This is a genomic window from Wolbachia endosymbiont (group A) of Bibio marci, assembly GCF_947251645.1.
GTDB lineage: Bacteria > Pseudomonadota > Alphaproteobacteria > Rickettsiales > Anaplasmataceae > Wolbachia.
Window position 1 is genome coordinate 100,141 of the sequence record NZ_OX366364.1, and the last position, 23,768, is coordinate 123,908.

The window sequence follows — 23,768 nt, forward strand, 5'->3', positions numbered from 1 at the left end:
TTTATTGTGGATAGGCTGAAGAAGATTCATTGGTTGTTAGTCATTAACGTGATAGCTCTGTTTTGCGTTGGCATTGTTGTTCAATACTCTTCTGCTGGAGGAAAGTGGGTGCCATTTGCGATTCACCAACTGGTCATATTCTCCTTCTTTTTCCTACTCGCTATAGCTATGTCATTCATAGAATTAGATTTTTATTTGAAGCACGCTTACTTTTTTTATATAGCAGCAACGATTTCGCTATTAGCAGTAAATTTTTTTGGCTCACACATAATGGGTGCGACGAGGTGGATAAGAATTGGGTCGATTAGTTTGCAACCATCAGAATTTGCAAAAGTGGGCTTAATACTTGTGCTTGCTCGCTATTTTGATAAGCAGAGTGTGTATAAAATGATGGAATTTAAAAGATTGCTTAAGGCACTTATAATTATTTTCTTACCCGTGTTCTTGGTGTTAAAGCAACCTAATTTAGGCACAGCTGTAATAATGTTACTTATAGGGATGTCAATTATATTCACAGCAATAATAAAAAGATCTCATTCAGTAGTATGTGGAACTCTTGGCATTTTTGCAGTACCGGCTATTTGGCCTTTTTTACGTCCTTATCACAAGCAAAGGATATTGTCGTTTTTGGATTCATCAGTGGATCCACTTGGGATAGGTTATAATGCGCAGCAATCTCAGATAGCTATTGGTTCAGGAGGTTTACTTGGTAAGGGCTTTGTTAACGGAAGTCAAACTCAACTTGGATTTTTGCCGGAAAAGCGTACAGATTTTGCTTTTGCAGTGCTGAGTGAGGAGTGGGGCTTTTTAGGTAGCATGGCTTTAATTTTGCTTTATACCTCATTACTTGGAATAATTTTCTCTATCGCTTATAGGTCGAAAAATTATTTTTCTAAGTTAGTATCTATCGGAATTTTCGCCTTTTTTAGTGCTCATTTCTTTATAAACATCGGAATGTCAATAGGCCTCTTGCCTGTGATAGGCGACCCATTGCCATTTCTGTCCTATGGAGGAAGTACAACTGCTGCAAGTTTGATATGTATAGGATTATTGCTGGCAATAAAAGCAGATGAACAACAAAATGCTTGTATTTTACCTATGCTAAAGTAGAATTAAACTTTACTTAATAGTTTTTATGCTAGATGAAATGCGTGAGGAGTGTGGGGTATTTGGCATAAGTTGCAACCAAAGTGCTGCTTTTAACTCTATACTTGCTCTCCACGCTTTGCAGCATAGAGGTCAAGAGTCTTTTGGCGTAGCAACCAGTAACAACGATAAGCTGCACTCTTATCACTTTCAAGGTCAAGTGAGCAGCGTATTTGATGATATAGATGAAATAAAGAAATCCTTACCTGGAGATTGTGCAATAGGTCATGTTCGATACTCAACAAGTGGTAGTAAATTTGGAGTGCAGCCCATGTTTGGCAAAAGTGGCAAATTTGGGGATTTTGCCATAGCACATAATGGTAATTTAATTAATATTTCTCCGATACGCGAACAATTAATTAAACAAGAGTGCGTTTTTCAGTCAGATATTGATACAGAAGTAGTAGTGCATCTAACAGCAAGCGGTGAAAAAGATAGCTTCTTAGAGAGTTTTATATATGCATTAAAGCGAATACAAGGTGCTTATTCTTTTGTGGCAATCAATCAAGAAGTAGTTATTGGAGTACGTGATCCATCTGGAATCAGGCCTCTTGTTTTAGGAAAGTTAAACGGTTCTTACGTTCTTGCATCTGAAACTTGTGCTCTTGATATAGTAAATGCAGAATTTGTTAGAGAAATAGAACCAGGCGAATTAGTTACCATCAGTTCGAATAGTAAGCTAGCCTCAATGTTTCCTTTCCCACAGCAAAAATCAAGTTTTTGTATTTTTGAATACGTTTATTTTTCAAGACCAGACAGCATAATGGAGAATAGGTCTATATACGATACAAGAAAAGAAATAGGAAGAATACTTGCGAAGGAAAGTCCACCAAAAAACAATGTGGATATGATTGTACCAATACCTGATTCTGGAATACCTGCAGCTATTGGATACGCAGAACATTCAGGATTACCTATGGAACTGGGGATAATTCGTAATCATTACATAGGAAGAACTTTTATACAACCAACCGCTGAAGTACGTAAAGTTAGAATAAAATTGAAATTCAACGCTAATAAGCACATTTTAAAGGGTAAAAACATAATTTTAATAGATGATAGTATAGTGCGTGGTAGTACGTTAACAAATATAATAGTTATGTTAAAGGATGCAGGAGTAAAAGAAATTCACCTCAAAATTTCAAGCCCACCAATTAAGCATTCTTGTTTTTATGGAATAGATACGCCAGAGTGCAAAGATTTAATTGCTGCAAATAAATCTGTAGAGGAAATTAAGGAAGTTATAGGAGTAGATAGCCTAGCCTTCTTGAGTATTGATGGACTATATCAGGCTGTTAAAGCAGAAAAGCGTAACAATGCTACACCACAATATTGTGATGCTTGTTTCACTGGTGATTATCCGATTGGCAAATAGTCTACACAAGATCACTGAAGCTCAATTGTACCCGTTCAGCCAATGGCGTCAACTTAAGGGAAAATATCAGTGATTGTGTATAAAACTTCTCTCTAAATTTTTTACCATTAAATTACCCAAAAGCTGCAATAAACAGCACTTTTGTTTCTATTTTATTTCAACAAAGAAGTCTAAAATGTGTCCTTTTTAGGTGAAACATGCAAAAAGGAAAAAATCTTATTCTACAAATTAAAAATATAATATACTCGAAAGCTTTTCAGAGAATCCATTGTGTTGAGTTTCACACGAACAAGGAAACTTCCTTTTACGACAGTATTTTCTATGATTTTAAAGTTAATTAAGAAAAGTTTAGGAATAGAATGTGAGCTCATTAAGTTCCACCCTCAAAGCAAGCTTTTTCTAAAGCAAGATATAAATACAGGTTTTAAAGAATTTAAGCATCCAAACAGCCTATCAAGATGAGCCTGAGCTGGAGAGGCTATAGGCTTATTGCAGCAGATGGTTCTGGTATTCAGCTCTGAAGAAATTGTATCCGAATTTGAACCAAACGGAACAATAGGCACCATTGGCAATTTGTTTGTTGATTTATGTACTTCGCTGATTTGTAGTGCTCGCCTTGCGGCCTGGAATGTGGGTGAGCAAACTGACCTTACCCAGAAAAAGTAGAGAGAAAGTTAAGACGATTTTGTCATGAGAATGATGCATCAAATTGTGCAGGAATGCAATAGTTAATAGTAGAATGTCTACGTTGTTTGTTATAAAAGATTTCTATGTATTCAAATATGGCAGTTCTAGTTTATTGAGCAGAATGTTGAGAAGTATCAATAAGCAGCTCCCTTTTGAGTGAACTGAAGAAGCTTTCTGCAACAGAATTATCGTAACAACAGCCCTTATGGCTCATGCTGGAAATGATGTTTTTTGTATTCAATAGAAATTGGTAATTTTGAGAGGTATACTGTGACCCTTGATCGCTATGTAACAGTAGATTTTGGGAGTGTTAAATAAACCATACGCGTCAAGTTAAGGAATGTAGAGAGCTTAAAGTAGATACCCTGGTCTTCCTATATCTGTCTTTCAAAGAAAACTTTGACCAGATTATAGTAAGCTTTTTTAGAAAAATTTTTAAATTATTGACAATATTGTTTAATATCAAAAAGAGCTCTCTAACCCGCCTTTTCAATTCAATAAATGCCTTTGTTAAACTGAGCTCCGTGTTCTTTTTTAGTTTTACACAGCCAATCATTCCGTGAAATACGAGAATAGCACATAATTTTGCGTATAGCTCGCACAATACTCTAAATGGATTTGTCTTTCCTTTTAGTTTATCAAGATTGATATGACTTTTATATAGTTTAAATAGTAATTCGATTTGCCATCTTACTCTATAAACCGTCAATATTTGTTCAGCATTAATTTTACTCTCTGGAACATTAGTTACAAATATTGATCAATCTAATAACTTTTGATTCTTTTGAGAAGATGTATATCCATGTGACTTTGCTAATTTATTAGCCTTTCTTCTTCTAGCCATAAACTGTTCTTCAGTTAGCTTTTGACATATAATTCTTACCTTAATTTTTACTTCCTTTCCTAATAATACTTCTTTTTCTAAAGATAATTGACCTTCCAAATACTCCAATAGCTCTATTTTTTGATTTGTTTCTATATCATATATATTGGTATCAGACTTATAACGACTAACAAAATATGCACCTGCTTCATCAATCTGTTTAAAAGAACTAGGCACAAAGTAGCCCAAGTCAAATATTAGCAAATCATTGGCTGATAAACCGTTCAGATAATCCCTATAACCTTGATCCGACCTTATTCCTTCCATTAAATTTAACTTATCTAGCGCTTGATTCAGGTAATCAAAGACTAACTGTAGCTTTATTCCTGATTTGGTATTATTCTCACAATCTCTATAGCTACTGCCATATCCTTTATACATATCTTCCATGCTACTGGGCAGGCTAATGTAGCTGCTATCCAATAATTTAACGCTTCCAAATTGCTGTAAAATTTTGCAATCAATCTGTAGACTTTTTTTAAATAAACACAAAGCTTCGTTATACATTTTTTTCATGAACTTAACTGCTTCTTCACTAAACCTAAAATCTAAACCCTGTTTTGTAATTTCTATCGAGTCTTCATTTAGCAATTGGCACATTGTTTCTATGCTGCAATCATCAACTCCTATGTTACCAAAAACCATGGCTTTTATGAATGATGAGCCATTAAGTTTTCTCTTTCTTTTTATGAAACCTACTGCAATTGATATTTCGTCTGCTTTTTCATTAAAGAATTCATTGAGGTCTTTTGATAAGCAAGCTATTCTGTCCATTGTAAGTTCTCTCATTCATATATCCAAGAGAACTTATACCTTATTATTTTCCTTCACTCTATCAACTTTACTTACACTTTTCCTTAACTTGACGCGTATGGTTTATTTAACACTCCCATGCGTGAGAATTATTGCTGCCAACAACCTTCCTTGGTTTTTATATAAGTAATCCCATACTTTATTTGGTTGCTCAGTGATAAAATTTTGATCTAATATATTAGGAGCAATAACCATATTATTTGGTTGTTTTTTAGTTTTAAATCTTCGTCTAAGTTTGGCTATAATGTCATTTTCCTGCATAACATTTTGCACTGTTTTGATGTTATAATTTTTGCCTAAAGCTTTTATGGATTTTAGGGGCTCCATATCTGCATTTAGATGCTTTTTTTGAATCTCTGCTAGAAGTCCTTCCCTTGCTAATTCTTTATTGCTTTTTTCTTTAGCAATCCATTTATAATAACCACCAGCACAAAACCCTGCATAGTTCCTGTATTTTATAGCAATTTCTATGCTCTTTTATAAAAGAATATTTTACTCTTTTTCTTTGGCAAAATATCCCAGGGCTTTTTTTAAAATGTCTCTTTCTCTTCTTACTCTTGCTAACTCTTTTTTTAGATCAAATCTTTCTTTGTCATAAGGAGCTAGTTTTCCTTTGCCTGGAAATGCGTATGCTCCAGACATTTTTCCATCATATTTTCTTACCCATTTACTTAACATACTGCCATCTATACCTAGATCTTTTGCTATTTTTGTACTTGTTTGACCTGTTTCTTTAACCAGCTTAACAGCTTCCAATTTAAATTCTGCTGTATATTCTCTTCTATTTGTCATATTACACCTCTTTGAAAAAACGTTTTATTTTACTCCAAAAACGTCTTAACTTTCTCTCTACTTTTTCTGGGTAAGGTCACTTCCTTTAACTTATTACAGATTGCTGTATGTAAATTACTCCAAAACATCTATCTGCTGCTGAAAATATTTCTCAAATACTCTTTCTACTTCATTATCAACTAACTCTTTCATTATTTCCCGAGCTTGCGTGTTTACTTTAATTTCATCTATTGGCAAAGACGTGGTATACCTTCGTCTGAAGATTCCTATATGACCATTTTTCATTGTTGCTATAAATGCTCCTTCATACGTACGGCTCCCTACCTTTGCTCCTCTCTTTGTCTGTTTTATACTCCCAAGTTTTGCAACTCCTATCCACTGGGAACTGAGCTTTACTACTGACCATAAGCGCTTTCTATTTGCTTTATCCACACTTAACTTTTTTCTCATTGCTTTTTTTGGTATTTGCTTTTCTTCGCTTACTTGTTTGATAGTTTGCGATCTTACCCATAGTGCTGTTTTGTTTAATGCTCTCACTGTTGCTAATTCTATTTTTCTTCTTTCAGCATCTATGCTTTGCATAACTTTTTCGATGCTATCGGTGACTTCGATGTTAATACGCATCTACACCCCTGACGCTTGAATTTTCCCTAAGTGGTGCTACCTATGGCACATCTCTTCCTTATTACCTGCAATATTTCATCTGCTGATATTTGGATCAATGCACCTATACACACCTTTTTTCTCAGTTGTAAAGTAGTAATCCCCAACTGCAAGATCAGTTACAGGCGTATGATACACATCTTCTGGAATGCTGACTATCTCTTCTATCATGCCTGACTTCTCATCTAATAGAAACATGATTCCCTTATTGCTCACAATAAATAATTTTCCATCTATCACCGGTCTAGCATAATATGTGTCTTTTAGTTTATCATTTAGCTCATCATTCACCACTAAGTTAGTACTCCAAATTATCTGACCATCAGGTATTGCAACTTTCATAACTTCATTCTTTGTGTTTACTACAAAAAATTCGTTACCATTTATATCATCGGGGTACAGCCATGGCATAATCCCACCACCACTGATATTTTTTGCTTCCATGGCCTTTAACCACAAAAGATCTCCTGATCCTATATCAATCGCAACAATGGTAGAATTGTTTGTAGCTATTAATGTGTTATTCTTTACTACTGGAGTAGTTGTGATATCTGCAAGCTGAGTGTCTAAAATATTTGTAGAAGGTAACTTATAAGACCACAACTTTTTCCCATCTTTGTCAAAAGCTACTAACTCTCCATTTGAAAATGGAACTATTAGCTTATCGTGTATAACCACAGGAGATATGTAATTTGATCTTGTCATTTGATTACTACCATTAGACATATGATAGAACCAGCTTGTATTACCATTCTCTATGTTCAGCATGTATAAATAGTTATCTACAGTCAAAATTGCTATTCTATCATTAAAAATTGTAGGGTTTCCTTTCACCAAAGACTTTAACTCCTTTTTCCACATAACTGCGTCTTCATTTATTTCATATTGTGTATTATCTCTATTTATTGCATATAGCACATTATCTATTGCTAAGTAAATTTCTCTACAATATTCACTGCAAGTAGCACTCATTCTACCAATTGTTTTATGACTACCAGATAAATCTACATCCTTCCAGTACCACCCTGTGTTGTACAATACCCCATCACCACCAATAATTAGCTCATAACTTTCGTGTATAGGAATTGGTTGTATATAACCTTGAGAAAACTCTCTACTTGGATTATTCCACGGGTGACACCTATATTTATTTTTTATTTCTAAGCTAGGCTCTACCCCATCTTTTGCAATAACACAACTTGTGCTCAATAAGAAAGCAATAAAAAAAATGGCTAGTTTCATAAAACTTTTCTAGAAAGATCACTTTATATACACATTAAAGATACGATATATTGAACAATTTCACTATCGTTAGTTTTGATTTTAACACGAAAAACCATTTTACATTCTCACTGCGTTTATTTTCCACAATATTCCTGAATTATCCCTGAGCGGCGGTGAATGTACTTTGTATCTACGGTTACCAATAACAAAAGTATCTCCTACTACTGGCTGCAATACATCAAAGACACTCACCTCCAAAATCAACATCTCCCCTACAAATTGTCCTTCACCGATCTCGTATAATTTATCCGGCTGTTGCTTTAATATCTGCACCATATATGACTTATCCTTTGACTCATACAAAGCTTGCTCTCCTAAATGTGCAAAACAATCTTTCAATAACCTTTTAATATTTTCTTGCATCTTGTTCTTTTATGTACTATAGTACTTTCAAAAGCGAATGATAAAGGTATAATATACTTTTTAGTGTATAGGAAAAGTGATGGTATATAGTGTAGATTTAAGGAAAAAAGCAGTGTCTTTGGTAGAAAAAGGAAAGTCAAAGACTGAGGTTGCAGAGCTTTTTGAGATAGGAATAGCAACACTATATAGATGGCTGAAAAAGAAGTCTGCTGGTCAAGATCTCAGAGCGACAAAAAGTGTTGGTTTTATTCGGAAAATAGACCCAAAAATACTTGCAGACTATGTTAAAAAACACCCAGATCACACACTAGCAGAAATGAAACAAAACCTTGGCTTTGGGATCAGTGCAATTTGGTATAGGTTAAGACAGCTAAAAATAACCTTAAAAAAAAGTCACATTCTATCAAGAGCGCAATCAAGAAGATAGGCAGCAATTTATCGATAAAGTCTCAAAAATAGACCACTGTAGCATTTTATATATAGATGAAGCAGGAGTTGATAATAGACTATACCGAGAATATGCACGAGCTCCAAGAGGAGAAAAAATGTATGCTGATGTTCCAGAAAAAAGCGGGAAAGAGTGAGTATAATAGGTGGATGGATTGAAAAGAAGTTTATTGCACCAATGACCTTCACAGGAGGGTGTAATAAAGATGTATTTAATATATGGTTAGAGCGAAGATTACTTCCACAATTACAGCGTGATACAACCATAGTTATGGATAATGCTACATTCCATAAAACTCCCAAAACAAAGTCATTAATAGAGTCTTTTGGCTGTCATTTGCTTTATCTTCCAACATATTCACCTGATCTAAATCCTTACTTTTACCCACAATTTTGAGAGGTTATGATGTGAAGCATAACAATGCTCTCCTTAAGGTTTTCATAGCCCCGCCATAGAGTCATAGACCCTGGTAAATTATCACTTTTTCTATTCATAAATCCACCCAATTTTCCTAACCAAATAATAGCTTGTTTTATGTTTGGAGGTTCTTCGGGTAATGTTGCTACCCGATACTCACGCATGTAAAGGACCTTCCACTCTTCGTTGCTTAAAATTTTAGTACAAGTTTCCATGGGATTTGATAAAGCCACTTTTGTCAAATATAAAATTTTAAACGCGATTATACTTTTTATAGCAATTAACTTCTGTAATCTTTCTTTTGTAGCTAAGCGAGAGCTTTCTATCTTACATCCTGATTTTAAAATCCTAAAATACTCTTCAATTTTCCATCTTAGCTTATACCAATTTATCTTTTCTATGGCATCTAAAGTATGGTACATTAGTTAGTAGAGTCCAGTCGACAGCTTCCAATCCATCAGGAGCTTTTGCACTTACCACATATACAGGGATTTTATCACTTATTTTATGTATTGTATCTTTTGACCCATAAATGGAAGAAGATCTGATAGGTATATAGCCTTTCATATACTTAACTTCAATATTAGCTTTCCTTGATCTCTGGTTTCCACCTTTAGTAACTTCTAGAGAAATTTTCTTTTTTACTGGCAGTTGAGTGATGCGTGTTTGCAAATCTGTTTTTCCGACTTCAGTACAGATAAATCTTCTATTAGCTCGATTGCGGATTACATAAAAACTACCTAACGTCTCAGCCACCCATAAAAATTTGAAGATGTCTGCTTCCCTATCACCAAGGGTAACAAGTTGTACATTTGGAGGAAGGTTGTTTATAATTTCTTTGAGAGCTGTTATCCACTTATAACTTTCTTTTTCTTCTATGGAGGTACGGTATTTTCTGTTTGCTTTTTCTTGTGCCGTTTCTTCTTCCCTAATAGAACGCGCCCAACATTGTTGGGAAGATAGACCTAAAGGTAATCCGTCTTTGCTAGGCACTATGCAACAGTAAACCCATTTTATGCTTTGTATAAGCTTTAGAAATACTGCCTAGTCTCTTGGTCTTTATATGAGAGTCAAAATCCAAATAACTTGTATCTTGAACTGAAAATACCAACTGGTTTCCTTTTATTCTTTCCTTAGTTTCTTTATAATGGGAAGAATAAATTTCCTTATCTTCAAGCTTTTCATTGCTTATATGCACCCTTAGCTTCTTTCCACCCACTACAGCTTTGATTCAGATGCCTTACCCTCTATGCAATAACTTGTTTTTATAAGTCTTTTATTAAGCCTTATATCTCCCAAATTAATGTGTTTTAACTCTCTTTCCAGCCATTTATCCCCTAAGCCATCTGTATATTGCACGCTTGTACTTGTTTCTATCATTTTGATCCTAAATTATTTAGCTTACTCACTTTTTATATTTGTGGGTAAAAGTAAGATCTAAATCCGATAGAGCATTGTTGGCACACCATTAAAAGTCGCCTCAGACCTCTAATGCATCAATGTACAGACTTACACCTTTTAGTTGGTAATACCATTTTAGACGTTTATCATTCGTTTTAGAAAATACTATAGTTGTAGATGCTTTGTTGATGGCTGTTAATAAGCGCAAATCCGCTAAAGATCTACTGTTACATAGCGATCAAGGGTCACAATATACTTCAAAAAATTATCAATATCTATTGGATACAAAAAATATCATATCTAGCATGAGTCACAAAGGTTGTTGTTACGATAATGCCGTTGCGGAGGGCTTTTTTAATTCACTTAAGAGGGAGTTACTTATTGATACTTCGCAACACTCTGCACAACAAACCAGAACTGCCATATTTGAGTATATAGAAATTTTTTATAATAAACAACGACGTCATTCTACTATTAACTATTGCATTCCTGAACTTTTTGATTCATCATTTTCATGACAAAATCGTCTTAACTTTCTCTCTACTTTTTTTGGGTAGGGCCAATGTTTACAGACCTAAATGTTCAAGCAGCATGGGAAATGGCGCGGGGTAAGTCACTATAGATCACTCAGTAATAACCTTAAGTGTTAATAATGATAAAGAGAAATTAAGGCTAGATATCTACATAGCTGAAAAGTGCAACATATCACGCAGTAAAGCTCAAAGATTGATACAAAATGAGCAGGTAAAATTACTTGGCACACCGATAATTAGTAATGACCACATAGTAAAACCAGGTGAAGAGTATATAGTACATCTCGTTCAACCTGACATATCCACATCAATTGAGCCTAATTATGACATAAAACTTGATATCGTCTATGAAGATGAAGACATTATAGTTCTGAGTAAACAAAGTGGATTAACAGTGCACCCAGGTGCTGGGACAAACAATGATACGCTTTTGAACGCAATTATCGCTCACCTTGATGTAAGACCAGGAATTGTTCATAGACTCGATAAAGATACCAGTGGGCTGATGGTAATTGCAAAAAATGAAGGAGCCCATGGTTTTTTGTCTGAATTGTTATCAAATCGTAAAATAAAGCGAGAATATTTAGCAGTAGTTTGGGGAATATTATCTTCTCAGCAAGGCACGATAAAAACTAACATTGCTCCCAAACGCGGTAATAAAGAAATGATGTGTGTAACAAAAATCACAGGCAAATTAGCAATCACTCACTATTTAGTGCAAAAAGTTATAGGACAAGTAAGCCTCGTTAAATGCACTTTAGAGACAGGCAGAACACACCAAATTCGAGTCCACATGAGCCACATAGGACATTCCATAGTTGGTGATCAAGTTTACGGAAAAAATAGTAGTAAAAGCACAAAATATGCTAAAAACTCTAGTTTTATTCGTAATTTCAATAGGCAAGCACTACATGCTTATACACTGGGTTTATATCACCCAAAAAGCAAGGAATACATGGAATTTGTCTCTGATTTACCGCAAGATATAAAAACTTTAATTGGTGAGTTTAACAACATATCTTAATAACATTCGTATTAACCTGTCAATATTATCATCCATGTTATCAGGAAGTTAATTAATGAAAGAAAAACTGCTGCACTACCTAGATCTTTCACCTTTTTTGAAAGTATGTGTTGTTCACTGGAAATACGCTCAATTGTCGTTTCAAAAGCAGTGTTAACAATTTCCACAATTAACACCAGGAATAGGCTGCTTATCATTACTGCACGTTCTAGATTACTTACATCCAAAACAAACAAAGTTGAAACACATACTATAAAAAGTAGTAACTCCTGTCTGAACGCAACTTCTGATATAAAAGCTGATTTTATTCCTTCACAAGAGTATTGAATTGCTTTTATTAGACGAATAATGCCCTTCTTCATTATTACTCACAAAACCCTTTAATTAAAATTTTAACTCATTTGGATTTGCTACACCCTATAGCATTTTATCATTTGTTCACCCTATTGGTTTTGAAATTAAGATTTACTGCAACTACAATAAGTACTCTTGTTATCACATTTTGGTGTTAAGTCAGGATAAAACGTAAGTATAGCATCATTCTTTCTTACAAACACTGATTGATAATTGTCATCCTCCATTTTATACAGGCACATTCCATCTTTTCCTAATTCCTTGAACGCCTTAGTTGCAGAAATTAAAATATCATCGGCATGAAGGTTATATGCGTATCCATTTGAGCATTTAACTTTCATGATAAAGGGGCTGGCAAAATGTGTCAAGTAAGTTTTTTCGTTTCTGCGGGCTACCTGGTTTTCCTACTGAAATTTTGAAAAATGTAATCTACTTCTATATTCAAATATATCAAGCAGTAATTCAAAATCAGCCATTGCACCTTTTGCGTTATTATACGCGAGGTTGAGCAGCTCTCTGTCCTGATATAAATCAGCAAATTTAAATTCCATACATCCTGATTGTTTTGTGCCTAAGATATCTCCACTGCCTCTTAGCATCATATCCCTTTCAGCAATGTAAAATCCGTCCTGTGACTCACACATGATCTTTAACTTTGAAGATGAGCTTCTACTTAAATTATCGTATAATAATACACAAAAAGATGGCTTGTTTCCTCGTCCTACTCTACCTCTTAATTGGTGTAATTGCGATAACCCAAATTGCTCTGCATTTTCTATAATCATAATGGTTGCATCTGGTACATCTATACCAACTTCTATCACAGTGGTTGCAACAAGCAGAGAAAATTCATTTCTTTTGAAGGAAAACATAACTTGATCTTTCTGCTCCTGAGTCAATTTTCCGTGTACTATGCTAACTTTATCAAAAAATGTTTTTTGTAATTCCTGAAAACGCATCTCTGCTGCAGCAATATTGGTCTCTTCGTTTTCTTCTATGTATGGACAAATCCAATATGCTTTTTCGCCCCTGTTTATAGCACCTTTTAGCTTTTCAATAACATCTGGCACCCTACTAATGTTCATAGTTACAGTTTTTATTGGCAATCTGGATTTTGGTTTTTCTTTCAAAATTGAACATTCAACGTCACCATACATAGCTTGCTGCAAGGTTCTTGGAATGGGAGTTGCAGTAACGAAAAGTATATCGGCATTTTCTCCTTTTCCTACCAAGCGATTTCTCTGCATCACTCCAAATCGCTGTTGCTCGTCTATGACTGCAAGCCCTAAATTTTTAAATGTAACGTTAGCTTGAAATAGTGCATGAGTGCCAATTACTATATTTAAAACACCACTTGCAAGTTCGTTCATGATAATCTTTCTTTCCTTGCGCGAAGTTTTACCAGTAAGCAGCGCAACTTTTATATCGGTACAGGATAAAACTTCCTCAATCCAATTATAATGTTGCTCCGCCAAGATAGTAGTCGGTGCCATTAGAGCTGCCTGCATGTTGTTTTCTACCACATTTAGCATCGCAAAAAGTGCAACTACGGTTTTGCCACTACCAACATCACCTTGCAGCAAGTTTATCATGCGGTACTTGGATTTTTGCCTCTCTGAAATTTCATCTATTGCACGAATTTGATCGTTTGTTAATTGAAACGATAATTCATTTAAAACTTGCTCTTTATATTTACTCAATACTATAAATTCTCTTCCCCTTTCTTTTACATGATTTTCTCTTGCAAGTTTCAGTGCTAGCTGATACGCAAACAATTCATCATAAGCAAGCCTTTTTCTACAAACCTCGGCTTCCGCCAATGAGCTTGGTCTGTGCAACTTTATGATGCTTTCCCTCCAACTTAGCCATTTTTTTTGCTTGATTAATGTATCATCTATCCACTCTGGCAAATCAGGCAATTCTTTCAGGTTAGAGCTTATTATGTTCCCAATGCTCTTATTAGTAATGCCACGGCATAATTGGTAGACTGGCTCTATGCGAGCTATTTCTTTAAATTGGTTGATGTCAAGCGACACGTAATCTGGGTGAGTAATCTGCCAATGCTCAGCAAATTTTTCGAGTTTGCCACTGATGATTACAGAAGCTCCAATTGGAAATAGTTTATATAAATACTTAACTGAGTAATTAAAAAAGACTATGAACATATACTGACTCTCACTTTCAACAACTATTTTATATGGTCTACCTCTCAAAGTGGGAGGCTGATGTTCATAAACTTTTGCCATGAAAGTTGTAAATTCTCCAACTTGAGCATCGGGCAGTGACTTACTTCTATCCACATAACTAAGTGGCCTATAAAATAGCAGGTCCACCACTTTGTCCCCACTACAAAGTTTAGGCAATATTGTGGAATGAAATTTAGGTATATTCTCCAGCCTGCTATTTAGAAAAATCTGATTGCTCATTGAGATTCATACATGTGTAAAACTGTTTATCAATAATAGAGTCTTTTTAAAATCCTGTCACCTTATGGTCAGGTATGCACTATAGCTAGCACAGCTCTCTAACGTCATACCGCCACGGTATCTTAGAATAGATTCCGCTAACACGTAGCGGAATGACGATTTGTCGTTTTTAAAATCATCGGTAAGCCTAAGTTACCCCTAACTATATTTGCTATCATAGGGCTTATAGCAGGTATTTTATTGACTTATTAATCATTTTTATGTATTATTATACTATCAGCAGTCTATATCAAGGCACTAATAATGAGTAGCTCTACACCAGAAGAAAAGGAAAATCCAATAGTTACACTAAGAGCTCAAGCAGAAAAGTTTGATTATAGTAAGTTAAGAGCTGGTAAAGATAATGCTGAAGCGAACTCTGGTAATACAGCGTTCTGCGATCTTCGCAGAATGGATTTTGTTATTAATAAGAAAAGCACAAGTAGGGATTTTATTGCCAAGCTATACAAAGAACATGACAGTTTACTGCCAAAAAGTGAAGGTAAAAATGAAGACTACCGCCCATTTGCAAGAAAAGTTTTTAAGGAGATGTTCGAACATGCTGGAGCTAAAGTTCCAAGTGATCCTATTTTGGAAGAACTGGTTATCAATTGTAATCAAGCAGGGTACGTAGGTGCATTATACGATGAAGATAAACCTCTTTTCCATGTAATGAAGACACATGAGTTAGTTTTCAGTTCTAGTCATACAACACATATTAATTGTAGTGATCCAAGTCATGCAACAATCAGAATTGAAGAAAAAATTGCAGTTTGCACTTTAGCAAAACCAGAAGAAGAATTATGTAAATTGGATAGCTCACTAGAACTCACGCTTAAGTCTCAAGATGATAAAAATGTAACATACGAAAATGGTAGATTGTCTCTTACTATTCCTGACAGATTAAAGAATTATAGTGTAGACGATAAAAGCTTATTTGGCATTATAAAAGAGTGTTTTCAGAAATTTTGTGAGAGGCTTGGATTTTTTAAAATAAAAATAGAGCATGATTTAGGTAATCCACTAGAAGTAAGCGACCATCTGGAAAATATGGAACCCCCTATTCATAGTAATGAGCACGGCCTGAATTAAAATATCTTGAGCTCATTTGCACAATCAATCACTTCAGCATTTGGAAATTGGTTTTTAAACCAGGTATACTGACGTTTCGCGTAGTGTCTTGTGTTTGTTTGAGCAATTTGTATTGCTTCGTCTAAAGTAATCTCACCTTTCAAGTACTTTATAATTTCTGGCACTCCATGTGCTTTCATAGCTGGCAAATGTGGGGCTAGGTTCATGCTAAGTAGCTTTTTTACTTCATCAATTGCTCCATTTTCAATCATTGTAATGAAACGAAAATTTATTTTTCGGTATACATCTTCACGTTTAGGCAGAATTGTATATATCTTAAAATTATTGAATAAAGGAGGCTGTCTATTTTCTTGCCATACAAAGATTGTCTTACCAGTTTCAGTGATAACTTCAAGTGCCCTTGAAAGGCGGTGCGAGTCATTCATGAACACTTTACCTTGAATCCTTGGATCTTTGCTTAGCGCTAATTTGTAAAACTCCTCTTTACTTAAATTTTTTCTTAATTCACTTACATTTCTCCTCACTTCCTGACTTATTTGTGGCATTGATGATAAGCCTTTGATTAAACTGCTGATGTAAAGCCCGCTTCCTCCAGTGATGATAGGTATTTGAGCATTTTCTAATGCGTGATTAACTTCTTTTTCTAAATCCTCTAACCATAGACCCACGGAATAATTTTCTTTTGCTGAGACATAACCATATAGTTTATAAAATACTTCTTGCTTTGGTGGTTGAGCAGTAATTATGGGAATTTCTTTGTATACCTGCTTTGAATCACAATTTATTATGCTGATATTATTATATTTTTTTATCAGGTTATCACACAATTCTGATTTACCTGAGGCCGTAATTCCTGTAATAATTACTATATTATTTTTCATTTATATTAATTTAATTAACATATGATAGAGTGTAGTAAAAATTTGGGTCCTACAATCTAAAGTTAGGAGATTTTTATGGCAGAAAACAACGACAATAATTCATTTATTAAGCGTTTCACAAACAGGACTCCTGGCGGTACAGGGGAAGGTTTTTCCAGCAAGTATTCGTCTCAAAACACCAAAGAACGTGCATTAGGGGAAAAAGGGAAAATTTCTGAATTAGCAGGCAAAAAAACCGAATCCAAGGAAGCTTTTTCTGAAAGTGGCGGCATAAAAAGTAAAAGCAGAACTGTCAATGAAAGATCTTTTGCTGATGCAACAAAAAGAAGTAGATCAGATCTCGTATATTTAGTGCGTGGTAAAGATCGTGGAAAATCAGCGTGGCATTATGTATTAGTTGATAAAGAGAGAAGAGAAATGTTTCTAGCAAAAAGCAGAACTGGCTCTATAGATGTTGCAGACTATGGAGAGATTTTATATTCAGGATGGGGAGAAGATCCACCACAGAAAATAGTTGACAAAGTCAATGAAGAGTTTGGGCTGTAGCAAATCTGTATAACAAATGGTAAGCTGCGTTGTATTATATTCACAAAAACTAGCGTATCTGTTTAGAGGAGTGGCTAATGTGCAAATATTGAAGCAAAGTGCGTGACACACAGCTGTACGAACATTGCAATATGGTACATAGTAAACGATGTCATTCCAGTGCTTGACACTGGAATCCAGCTTCTATGCAACCTCATCAAAAACATTCATTTAGTGTAAGATCAGCTACTTTCCATGCTAGTTTGCTTGTTCACAAGCAAACTATTTCTGGATCCCAGTGGGCTTTGTTGCATCGCACCTTATACTGGTAGTAATTTACGATAAATATCATGTAGCCATTTCAAATTTAGCCATACCAATTTCAGTAAATTGATTAAGCAAATAGCACTTAATCAGCAATTCTTTTTCGCGATTTACTTCGGATTTATTCCTAAAGCTGAATCCAAATATTTGCTTTAATCTTGAGAAAAACCCTTCAATATAAGATCTTTTCCCATAATTTACTTCTTTTTTCCATTCTTTCACGCCATCTTTACCGTATAATTTTATTAACCTAATAGCAGCATTTCTGTCAGACATATAATCTATTTCTGGATGTTCTGCCGCATTGTTTATTGGTGGAATTTTTGCCTTTATATCATATTCGTGACACAATTTGTAAAACTTGTGCCTATCATATGCCCTATCTGCATATAGTGCTTTTATGATATGCTGAAAATTAACTTCTTTAAGCAAATCGCAAGCTCCATAGTGATCAGAGTAGACACCGTTACTGTATTTTACAGCTATGGCTTTTTTGCTGTTTATATTCAACATTACATGCAATTTTCTTGTCTGTTCATAGCCACGATATTTTCTGTTAGCGCTATTTTCCTTGCTGTGACCAGGGGTATTGTTGTAAATGCTGATACCTGTACTATCTATAGCAATTTCGATGTCTTCCATATTATTTTTATCAATTCTGCAATCATTGATCTTAATATTAAGTTTCTTAAACCTTCTTGATGCTTGTGAATAGCTGATAACTGCTAAATCTCTTCCTATTTGTTGCATATATCCTTTTATAAACCCCACCGTTTGTCTTAAACCAATTCTAAAAAGATTGACAATTATATGCACCAAAATCACAACTTTATCACTGTAAATATAGTTGCCGCCTTGCATTTTTGGACTATTTTCATACCAATTTTTTATGGCTTCATTGATATAATGAAAAATATTTCCTCTTTCCTGGAGAAATTTGTTATATTCATTTTGGTTACTGACTTTCATTTTCTGTGGCATATTTTTTCTTCAACAGTTAAATGGTTATTTATAATGAATTTTGTCAGTAGCCACCAGATTTTTTCGGTTGCTATGCAACAAAGCCCACTGGGATCCAGAAAACTTAACTTTAAATAAGTGGCTGCATAATAAAGACTAGATTCCAGTGTCAAGCACTGGAATGACACCATAAAGGCACTGGGATGACATCCTACCTTGTGGAAATTGCTCTCAAATCACAATGTTCATACAGTTGTGGGCTTAACGGTATCTTTGCAGATACTATGGTAATTTATTCAAAAGATTTACTGAGTGGTAAGATTTTTCCTGATACGCTGCAGTCTTCAGAAGCTAATTCCACAAATTTATCTGTTAGTTTATCAGGTGACACCAATTCAGATGTATCTTTTCCAAGAAATGCCTGCTCACTACCCACAGGTCCTTCCGTGTATACAGCATTTACACATAATTTTGTATGTTTTGTCTCAGATGCATATATCTGCACCATTATTTCTAGTGCAACTTTACTTGCAGCATACGGCATCCAATATGGATAAGAGGAAGGAGAAAGTGTCACCTCTGAGGTCATGAATATCGCTCTTCCAGCATTAGACTTTTTTAGCATTGGATCTAAGTTTTTTAGTAAGTACCAATTAGCAGTAAAATTTGTATTCATTACGTTCTGTAGCTCTTCAAGCTCGCAATCATGAACAGGGTTCAATTTGCCTAAAATTCCAGTACACGCAACTAACATATCAAGCGCTCCAGATTCTGATAATTTCAGGCTTTCTATCATGTTTGTCAGTATCTTTACATTCTCAAAGTCTAAAAGATCAAGCTGAATTAGTTTCACAGAGCCTTCTTTAAATTCTTCAAGCTCTTCAATTTCATTATATAGTGGCTTGAGATTATCAAGAGATCTTGAAATCAGAATCACACATGCACCTTCTCTTACAAACCTTTTTGCAACAGCAGAGCCTATTTCACCTGAAGCCCCGGTAATTAAAGCTACTTTACCTTCTAACTTACCCATTTCTTTTTCCTTAGCGAGATTCATTGAAGTATTTTAGCTGAAAATTAAATTTTGCTCCATATATAAAAATCAAACTTAGCATATAAAAAAATAGTAATGACACTACCATACCACCTAAACTTCCATATATCAAATTCAGTTGATCAAAGGAAGCTTTTAAGTATTGCTTGAAAGCTGAAGCGGAAATCGTCCAAAGAATAACAGCCACACAAGATCCGGGAAATACGTCTGATAAGTTTTGTTTTATGTTTGGCAACATAAAATATAGCCAAGAGACTACTGTGAAAAGTACAAATTCAATGAGCAGGTATTTAGTATAACTTAGCCCCTGATAGGAAAAATCAATTAGCATTGGCACTAATGTAGAGAACGCTATAGTTAGAGTTATAATAAGCGTGATCACTAAAAATTGTAATATACTGAGTACCCTTCTCCATATATAAGGCGGCGAAACCGGAATTTTATAAGCTTTGTTCAATACTGTTCTTAGCCCTTCAATTGTTGACGAGGCGGTCCAAACAGCACCTACAATTGCCAAAGTTAGTAAGCTTTGCGGCGGGCCTGATATTATCTCTCTGATACGCGGCATCAAAGATGCCAAAATATCCTGTGGCATGTTATCAATGATAAATACCCAGCCAATGTTATACTGGTCTAAGAAACTTGCGAATGTTGACGCCACAGCCATTAAAACGATGAGAAAAGGAAATATTGATAACAGAATTAAAAATGATAAATACCCTGCGTGCTCCACCCCATCGTTATGAATTGTGTCAATCAAAGCACGATAAAGGCAATAAACGATGCTGTAAAATTTCTGTAGCATGTAATATAAACGAACCAAGAAAAGTATTCTAAATGAAATAAAGGATACTTTTAAGCAAAAAATCCTCACCGTTTACTTAAATTTAATCAAAGTGATAGATAATCAAATATGAAACAGAAATTATCGGAGGCGTAATGAAAAATTTTCTTCTACTTGTAGCTTTAATTCTCTCCTTTGCGTTTGATGCAAATGCTGCGAATCCGCCGGCTACGGGTAATAAATTTGTTGATACAAGTGATACAACATCATCAGTGATATGCAAGATAATAGGCTATACTCATGGCATAGGTGGACCAATGATCACAATAGTGATAATTGGTGCAGCGTTGCTTGCAATATTCGGCAGGATGCCGTGGCCAGCGCTTTTTGCACTCGGTGCATTTACTGCTGTGTTTTTTGGCGCTCCTGTAGTCGTTTCAAAAATAACACCAGGAGGTGTGATTTGTAAAGACGGTGCAGTAGAGAATAATCCATAGAAATTATAGGAGGCGTAAACGTAGTTTTCTTTACTTGAAAGTGGTAAGTTTCACCACTTTCAGTGTCTATAACTACCTAATAAATTCTCTTTCTGTAATCATATCAGTTAAAGTCTGGATTCCAGCGGGCTTTGTTGCATCGCACCTTATACTGGTAGTAATTTACGATAAATATCATGTAGCCATTTCAAATTTAGCCATACCAATTTCAGTAAATTGATTAAGCAAATAGCACTTAATCAGCAATTCTTTTTCGCGATTTACTTCGGATTTATTCCTAAAGCTGAATCCAAATATTTGCTTTAATCTTGAGAAAAACCCTTCAATATAAGATCTTTTCCCATAATTTACTTCTTTTTTCCATTCTTTCACGCCATCTTCACCGTATAATTTTATTAACCTAATAGCAGCATTTCTGTCAGACATATAATCTATTTCTGGATGTTCTGCCGCATTGTTTATTGGTGGAATTTTTGCCTTTATATCATATTCGTGACACAATTTGTAAAACTTGTGCCTATCATATGCCCTATCTGCATATAGTGCTTTTATGATATGCTGAAAATTAACTTCTTTAAGCAAATCGCAAGCTCCATAGTGATCAGAGTAGACACCGTTACTGTATTTTACAGCTATAGCTTTTTTGCTGTTTATATTCAACATTACATGCAATTTTCTTGTCTGTTCATAGCCATGATATTTTCTGTTAGCGCTATTTTCCTTGCTGTGACCAGGGGTATTGTTGTAAATGCTGATACCTGTACTATCTATAGCAATTTCGATGTCTTCCATATTATTTTTATCAATTCTGCAATCATTGATCTTAATATTAAGTTTCTTAAACCTTCTTGATGCTTGTGAATAGCTGATAACTGCTAAATCTCTTCCTATTTGTTGCATATATCCTTTTATAAACCCCACCGTTTGTCTTAAACCAATTCTAAAAAGATTGACAATTATATGCACCAAAATCACAACTTTATCACTGTAAATATAGTTGCCGCCTTGCATTTTTGGACTATTTTCATACCAATTTTCTATGGCTTCATTGATATAATGAAAAATATTTCCTCTTTCCTGGAGAAATTTGTTATATTCATTTTGGTTACTGACTTTCATTTTCTGTGGCATATTTTTTCTTCAACAGTTAAATGGTTATTTATAATGAATTTTGTCAGTAGCCACCAGATTTTTTCGGTTGCTATGCAACAAAGCCATTCCAGCGTCACGCGCCGGAATGACAGCAGTCCTACGTCATACCGCGATTCATTCGCGGTATCTCATCCGCTAACATAGTAGCAACTGTTCTCCCTTGTCATACCGTCACGGTATCTCTAGATCCCGCTAACAAGCAGCGGGATGACGAGCTTATCGTCATGCCACCACGAACCGTCATACCACGATTCATTCGCGGTATCCCTTAGCATAGATCCCGCTAACAAGCAGCGGGATGACGGTTGTCGTTTAGCCATAAATGTTTAAGAAATTTACCAAACGAAAAAAAAGGCAAAAGAAACCCTAGTCACTGTCTATTTTCAGTATTGGCGTTTTTTAAGTCTTAAACACTGCAATTTAGCTGCTTTTAAATGCAACTCACCTTAGTTTAAATGTTTAAGAAATTTACTAAGCAGAAAAAAAGGCAAAAGAAATCCCGTGTTAGCTAGTTATCACTCTCTAATCCTGCAAATTGGCGTACTATACTGTCTTAAACGACTTATAAGCGCGTTTCAGCTTATATAGGTAAAAACCCAGAAATGTTGTGAAGACATAAGGTGCACATAGTGCGAAAAATTAAAAATAAGACGCCAAGTACGTTGTTTTTTTTGCTGTTTAATCTGCACAGATGAAGATAACTGAATACCTTCAGTACCATGATAAGGGCGCTGGCGGAGTTTGTCAAGTAGGTTTTGCATTTAATTCATTTGATAATTCAAAAAACTTGAAAGAATAAAGATAGCTATTGAAATTGTCTTGATTTACATCAGTTATCCAAGTTTGACATTGAATACTTAACACTTCCTCTATTAACGCCTTTCTGTAATGTTTATCCAGATGAGACATTATATCATCAAGTAGAAGAAGTGGTGCCTTATTGTAATGAATACACCTTGCTTTTACACTGGATAAAATAATAGAAAGCAGTAATAACTTTTGTTCTCCAGTGGAGCACAGATTTATTGGTACGTTTCTTTTTTGACAAAAAACCCGAAAATTATCGTTATGCACACCAAAGGTTACTCTACCAGTCAATGAATCTTTTTCTCTGTTTTCCTTTAGACGATTCTGAAAATATTCTGCAGTATCGTTCAAAGTTAGTTGGCTGCTGAATTTCAAACTTGCCTTCGGAAAAAGCTCACTGGAATGGTTATCAATTGTGTCTTGTAATATTTTTAAAACAGACGATCGCATACGTAAAATACTAACTGCATTAACAGCCATTATGTTTTCAAGACTAGAGAGCCAATTTTCGTCCAAGGTGTTCTCTCTCAACAGTTTACTTCGCTCATGTTTAGCTTTCCTATATTTCATGTAGCAGCAAGTGTAATTTTCCTCAAACAGTGAGACTATACGGTCTAAAAATTTTAATCTGTCACTTGGAGAATTAAGAAGAACATAGTCCATTTGTGGAATCAGCCATATTACATTGGATATCTTATACAGAGATGAATAACTCGATTGCGTTTTTCCATCAATTTGTATTAGTTTCTTATCAAAACTCTTTGCGATACCAATTGAGTTAAAATCTGTTCCATTAAAAAAATCATAGTGCACTACCCAATCTTCATTACTGAATCTATTTTGTATCTCACTGGCTTTTGCTTTTTTCATTCCGTTGCTTTTAGCAAGCAACGAGATTGCTTCAAGTATATTAGTTTTACCAATACCGTTTTTGCCAGTTATTACAACTGAGCTATCATCTGAATCCAGTTCAAAGTTTGAGTGGCTACGAAAATTATGTAATTTCAGCTTTTTTATGTAGCAATGGGTAGCCATTAACCTATT

At 34.9% G+C, this 23,768-nt stretch carries 24 protein-coding genes and 6 pseudogenes; 10 read left to right on the plus strand and 20 right to left on the minus strand.

Annotated features, from left to right (window positions below; all coding sequences use genetic code 11):
* The first annotated feature begins 6 nt into the window (after window positions 1-6).
* The 3 genes and pseudogenes from rodA to OPR48_RS00625 all read left to right on the plus strand — a co-directional run.
* Window positions 7-1,110, plus strand: a complete 1,104-nt coding sequence (rodA, locus tag OPR48_RS00615) for a rod shape-determining protein RodA (protein ID WP_265026136.1) — start codon at window positions 7-9, stop codon at window positions 1,108-1,110.
* A 25-nt stretch (window positions 1,111-1,135) separates the two neighbouring features.
* Window positions 1,136-2,521, plus strand: coding sequence for an amidophosphoribosyltransferase (purF, locus tag OPR48_RS00620; RefSeq protein WP_265026137.1), 1,386 nt, complete (start codon window positions 1,136-1,138; stop codon window positions 2,519-2,521).
* Window positions 2,522-2,718: 197 nt separating this feature from the next.
* Window positions 2,719-3,166: pseudogene (locus OPR48_RS00625) on the plus strand (transposase); the annotation flags it as partial.
* A 43-nt stretch (window positions 3,167-3,209) separates the two neighbouring features.
* On the opposite strand, the pseudogene OPR48_RS07445 reads toward OPR48_RS00625, so the two are convergent.
* The 6 genes and pseudogenes from OPR48_RS07445 to OPR48_RS00655 all read right to left on the minus strand — a co-directional run.
* Window positions 3,210-3,515, minus strand: a pseudogene (locus tag OPR48_RS07445) (IS3 family transposase); the annotation flags it as partial.
* A 21-nt stretch (window positions 3,516-3,536) separates the two neighbouring features.
* A pseudogene (locus OPR48_RS00630) lies at window positions 3,537-4,865 on the minus strand (IS4-like element ISWosp9 family transposase).
* A gap of 126 nt (window positions 4,866-4,991) precedes the next feature.
* Window positions 4,992-5,696, minus strand: a pseudogene (locus OPR48_RS07450) (transposase); the annotation flags it as partial.
* Window positions 5,697-5,810: 114 nt separating this feature from the next.
* Complete coding sequence (locus OPR48_RS00645) at window positions 5,811-6,320, minus strand: phage tail protein (RefSeq protein WP_265026140.1); 510 nt, start codon at window positions 6,318-6,320, stop codon at window positions 5,811-5,813.
* A gap of 75 nt (window positions 6,321-6,395) precedes the next feature.
* Window positions 6,396-7,601: an outer membrane protein assembly factor BamB family protein gene (locus OPR48_RS00650; RefSeq protein ID WP_265026141.1), complete on the minus strand. Its 1,206-nt coding sequence runs from the start codon at window positions 7,599-7,601 to the stop codon at window positions 6,396-6,398.
* A gap of 99 nt (window positions 7,602-7,700) precedes the next feature.
* Complete coding sequence (locus OPR48_RS00655; RefSeq protein ID WP_265026142.1) at window positions 7,701-8,006, minus strand: head-tail joining protein; 306 nt, start codon at window positions 8,004-8,006, stop codon at window positions 7,701-7,703.
* A 79-nt stretch (window positions 8,007-8,085) separates the two neighbouring features.
* On the opposite strand from OPR48_RS00655, the gene OPR48_RS00660 reads away from it, so the two are divergent.
* Together OPR48_RS00660 and OPR48_RS00665 are read left to right on the plus strand one after the other, a co-directional pair.
* Complete coding sequence (locus tag OPR48_RS00660) at window positions 8,086-8,433, plus strand: transposase (protein WP_265026143.1); 348 nt, start codon at window positions 8,086-8,088, stop codon at window positions 8,431-8,433.
* A 153-nt stretch (window positions 8,434-8,586) separates the two neighbouring features.
* Window positions 8,587-8,850, plus strand: coding sequence for a transposase (locus OPR48_RS00665; RefSeq protein ID WP_265026144.1), 264 nt, complete (start codon window positions 8,587-8,589; stop codon window positions 8,848-8,850).
* Here the strand turns inward: OPR48_RS00665 and OPR48_RS00670 are convergent.
* Genes OPR48_RS00670 through OPR48_RS00685 form a run of 4 tightly spaced genes read right to left on the minus strand, consistent with a single transcriptional unit; the run spans window position 8,835 to window position 10,251 of the window.
* On the minus strand, window positions 8,835-9,293 hold the full coding sequence (locus OPR48_RS00670; RefSeq protein WP_265026145.1) for an IS4 family transposase: 459 nt from the start codon (window positions 9,291-9,293) through the stop codon (window positions 8,835-8,837). The genes OPR48_RS00665 and OPR48_RS00670 overlap by 16 nt on opposite strands.
* Entirely contained in the window at window positions 9,250-9,864 is a 615-nt protein-coding gene (locus OPR48_RS00675) for a hypothetical protein (RefSeq protein WP_265026146.1), read from the minus strand. The genes OPR48_RS00670 and OPR48_RS00675 overlap by 44 nt, the downstream gene beginning before the upstream one ends.
* Complete coding sequence (locus OPR48_RS00680; RefSeq protein ID WP_265025918.1) at window positions 9,857-10,090, minus strand: hypothetical protein; 234 nt, start codon at window positions 10,088-10,090, stop codon at window positions 9,857-9,859. Before OPR48_RS00680 ends, OPR48_RS00675 begins: the two co-directional genes overlap by 8 nt.
* Window positions 10,090-10,251 (minus strand): transposase DNA-binding-containing protein, encoded by a 162-nt coding sequence (locus OPR48_RS00685; RefSeq protein ID WP_182319418.1) that lies wholly within the window; start codon window positions 10,249-10,251, stop codon window positions 10,090-10,092. The genes OPR48_RS00680 and OPR48_RS00685 overlap by 1 nt, the downstream gene beginning before the upstream one ends.
* A 191-nt stretch (window positions 10,252-10,442) precedes the next feature.
* On the opposite strand from OPR48_RS00685, the pseudogene OPR48_RS00690 reads away from it, so the two are divergent.
* Both OPR48_RS00690 and OPR48_RS00695 read left to right on the plus strand, forming a co-directional pair.
* Window positions 10,443-10,790: pseudogene (locus OPR48_RS00690) on the plus strand (integrase core domain-containing protein); the annotation flags it as partial.
* A gap of 166 nt (window positions 10,791-10,956) precedes the next feature.
* On the plus strand, window positions 10,957-11,829 hold the full coding sequence (locus OPR48_RS00695; RefSeq protein ID WP_265026672.1) for an RluA family pseudouridine synthase: 873 nt from the start codon (window positions 10,957-10,959) through the stop codon (window positions 11,827-11,829).
* An 11-nt stretch (window positions 11,830-11,840) separates the two neighbouring features.
* On the opposite strand, the gene OPR48_RS00700 is transcribed toward OPR48_RS00695, so the two are convergent.
* The 3 genes and pseudogenes from OPR48_RS00700 to recG form a co-directional block, all read right to left on the minus strand.
* Entirely contained in the window at window positions 11,841-12,191 is a 351-nt protein-coding gene (locus OPR48_RS00700; RefSeq protein ID WP_265026148.1) for a diacylglycerol kinase, read from the minus strand.
* 96 nt (window positions 12,192-12,287) lie between these two features.
* Window positions 12,288-12,524 (minus strand): annotated as a pseudogene (locus OPR48_RS00705) (EndoU domain-containing protein); the annotation flags it as partial.
* A 63-nt stretch (window positions 12,525-12,587) separates the two neighbouring features.
* On the minus strand, window positions 12,588-14,609 hold the full coding sequence (gene recG, locus OPR48_RS00710) for an ATP-dependent DNA helicase RecG (RefSeq protein WP_406830971.1): 2,022 nt from the start codon (window positions 14,607-14,609) through the stop codon (window positions 12,588-12,590).
* A gap of 303 nt (window positions 14,610-14,912) precedes the next feature.
* On the opposite strand from recG, the gene OPR48_RS00715 reads away from it, so the two are divergent.
* Window positions 14,913-15,740 (plus strand): hypothetical protein, encoded by an 828-nt coding sequence (locus OPR48_RS00715; protein WP_265026151.1) that lies wholly within the window; start codon window positions 14,913-14,915, stop codon window positions 15,738-15,740.
* On the opposite strand, the gene miaA is transcribed toward OPR48_RS00715, so the two are convergent.
* On the minus strand, window positions 15,737-16,621 hold the full coding sequence (gene miaA / locus OPR48_RS00720) for a tRNA (adenosine(37)-N6)-dimethylallyltransferase MiaA (protein WP_265026152.1): 885 nt from the start codon (window positions 16,619-16,621) through the stop codon (window positions 15,737-15,739). The genes OPR48_RS00715 and miaA overlap by 4 nt on opposite strands.
* A gap of 75 nt (window positions 16,622-16,696) precedes the next feature.
* On the opposite strand from miaA, the gene OPR48_RS00725 reads away from it, so the two are divergent.
* Window positions 16,697-17,167: a hypothetical protein gene (locus tag OPR48_RS00725; RefSeq protein WP_265026153.1), complete on the plus strand. Its 471-nt coding sequence runs from the start codon at window positions 16,697-16,699 to the stop codon at window positions 17,165-17,167.
* Window positions 17,168-17,494: 327 nt separating this feature from the next.
* Here OPR48_RS00725 and OPR48_RS00730 read toward each other — a convergent pair whose 3' ends face one another.
* From OPR48_RS00730 to OPR48_RS00745, 4 genes are all read right to left on the minus strand, one after another.
* Window positions 17,495-18,451 carry an IS5 family transposase gene (locus OPR48_RS00730; protein ID WP_265026154.1) on the minus strand — a complete coding sequence of 319 codons (957 nt, stop codon included), beginning with the start codon at window positions 18,449-18,451 and terminating at the stop codon, window positions 17,495-17,497.
* A complete protein-coding gene (locus tag OPR48_RS00735) occupies window positions 18,436-18,621 on the minus strand; it encodes a hypothetical protein (protein ID WP_265026155.1) in 186 nt (61 codons plus the stop codon). Before OPR48_RS00735 ends, OPR48_RS00730 begins: the two co-directional genes overlap by 16 nt.
* Before the next feature lie 101 nt (window positions 18,622-18,722).
* Complete coding sequence (locus tag OPR48_RS00740; protein ID WP_265026156.1) at window positions 18,723-19,487, minus strand: SDR family oxidoreductase; 765 nt, start codon at window positions 19,485-19,487, stop codon at window positions 18,723-18,725.
* Complete coding sequence (locus tag OPR48_RS00745; RefSeq protein ID WP_265026157.1) at window positions 19,474-20,289, minus strand: YihY/virulence factor BrkB family protein; 816 nt, start codon at window positions 20,287-20,289, stop codon at window positions 19,474-19,476. Before OPR48_RS00745 ends, OPR48_RS00740 begins: the two co-directional genes overlap by 14 nt.
* A gap of 134 nt (window positions 20,290-20,423) precedes the next feature.
* Here OPR48_RS00745 and OPR48_RS00750 point away from each other — a divergent pair, with 134 nt between their 5' ends.
* Entirely contained in the window at window positions 20,424-20,765 is a 342-nt protein-coding gene (locus tag OPR48_RS00750; RefSeq protein ID WP_265026158.1) for a TrbC/VirB2 family protein, read from the plus strand.
* A 174-nt stretch (window positions 20,766-20,939) separates the two neighbouring features.
* Here OPR48_RS00750 and OPR48_RS00755 read toward each other — a convergent pair whose 3' ends face one another.
* Both OPR48_RS00755 and recF read right to left on the minus strand, forming a co-directional pair.
* Window positions 20,940-21,896, minus strand: a complete 957-nt coding sequence (locus OPR48_RS00755; protein WP_265025790.1) for an IS5 family transposase — start codon at window positions 21,894-21,896, stop codon at window positions 20,940-20,942.
* A 765-nt stretch (window positions 21,897-22,661) separates the two neighbouring features.
* Window positions 22,662-23,759 carry a DNA replication/repair protein RecF gene (recF, locus tag OPR48_RS00760; protein ID WP_265026159.1) on the minus strand — a complete coding sequence of 366 codons (1,098 nt, stop codon included), beginning with the start codon at window positions 23,757-23,759 and terminating at the stop codon, window positions 22,662-22,664.
* Window positions 23,760-23,768 lie beyond the last annotated feature (9 nt).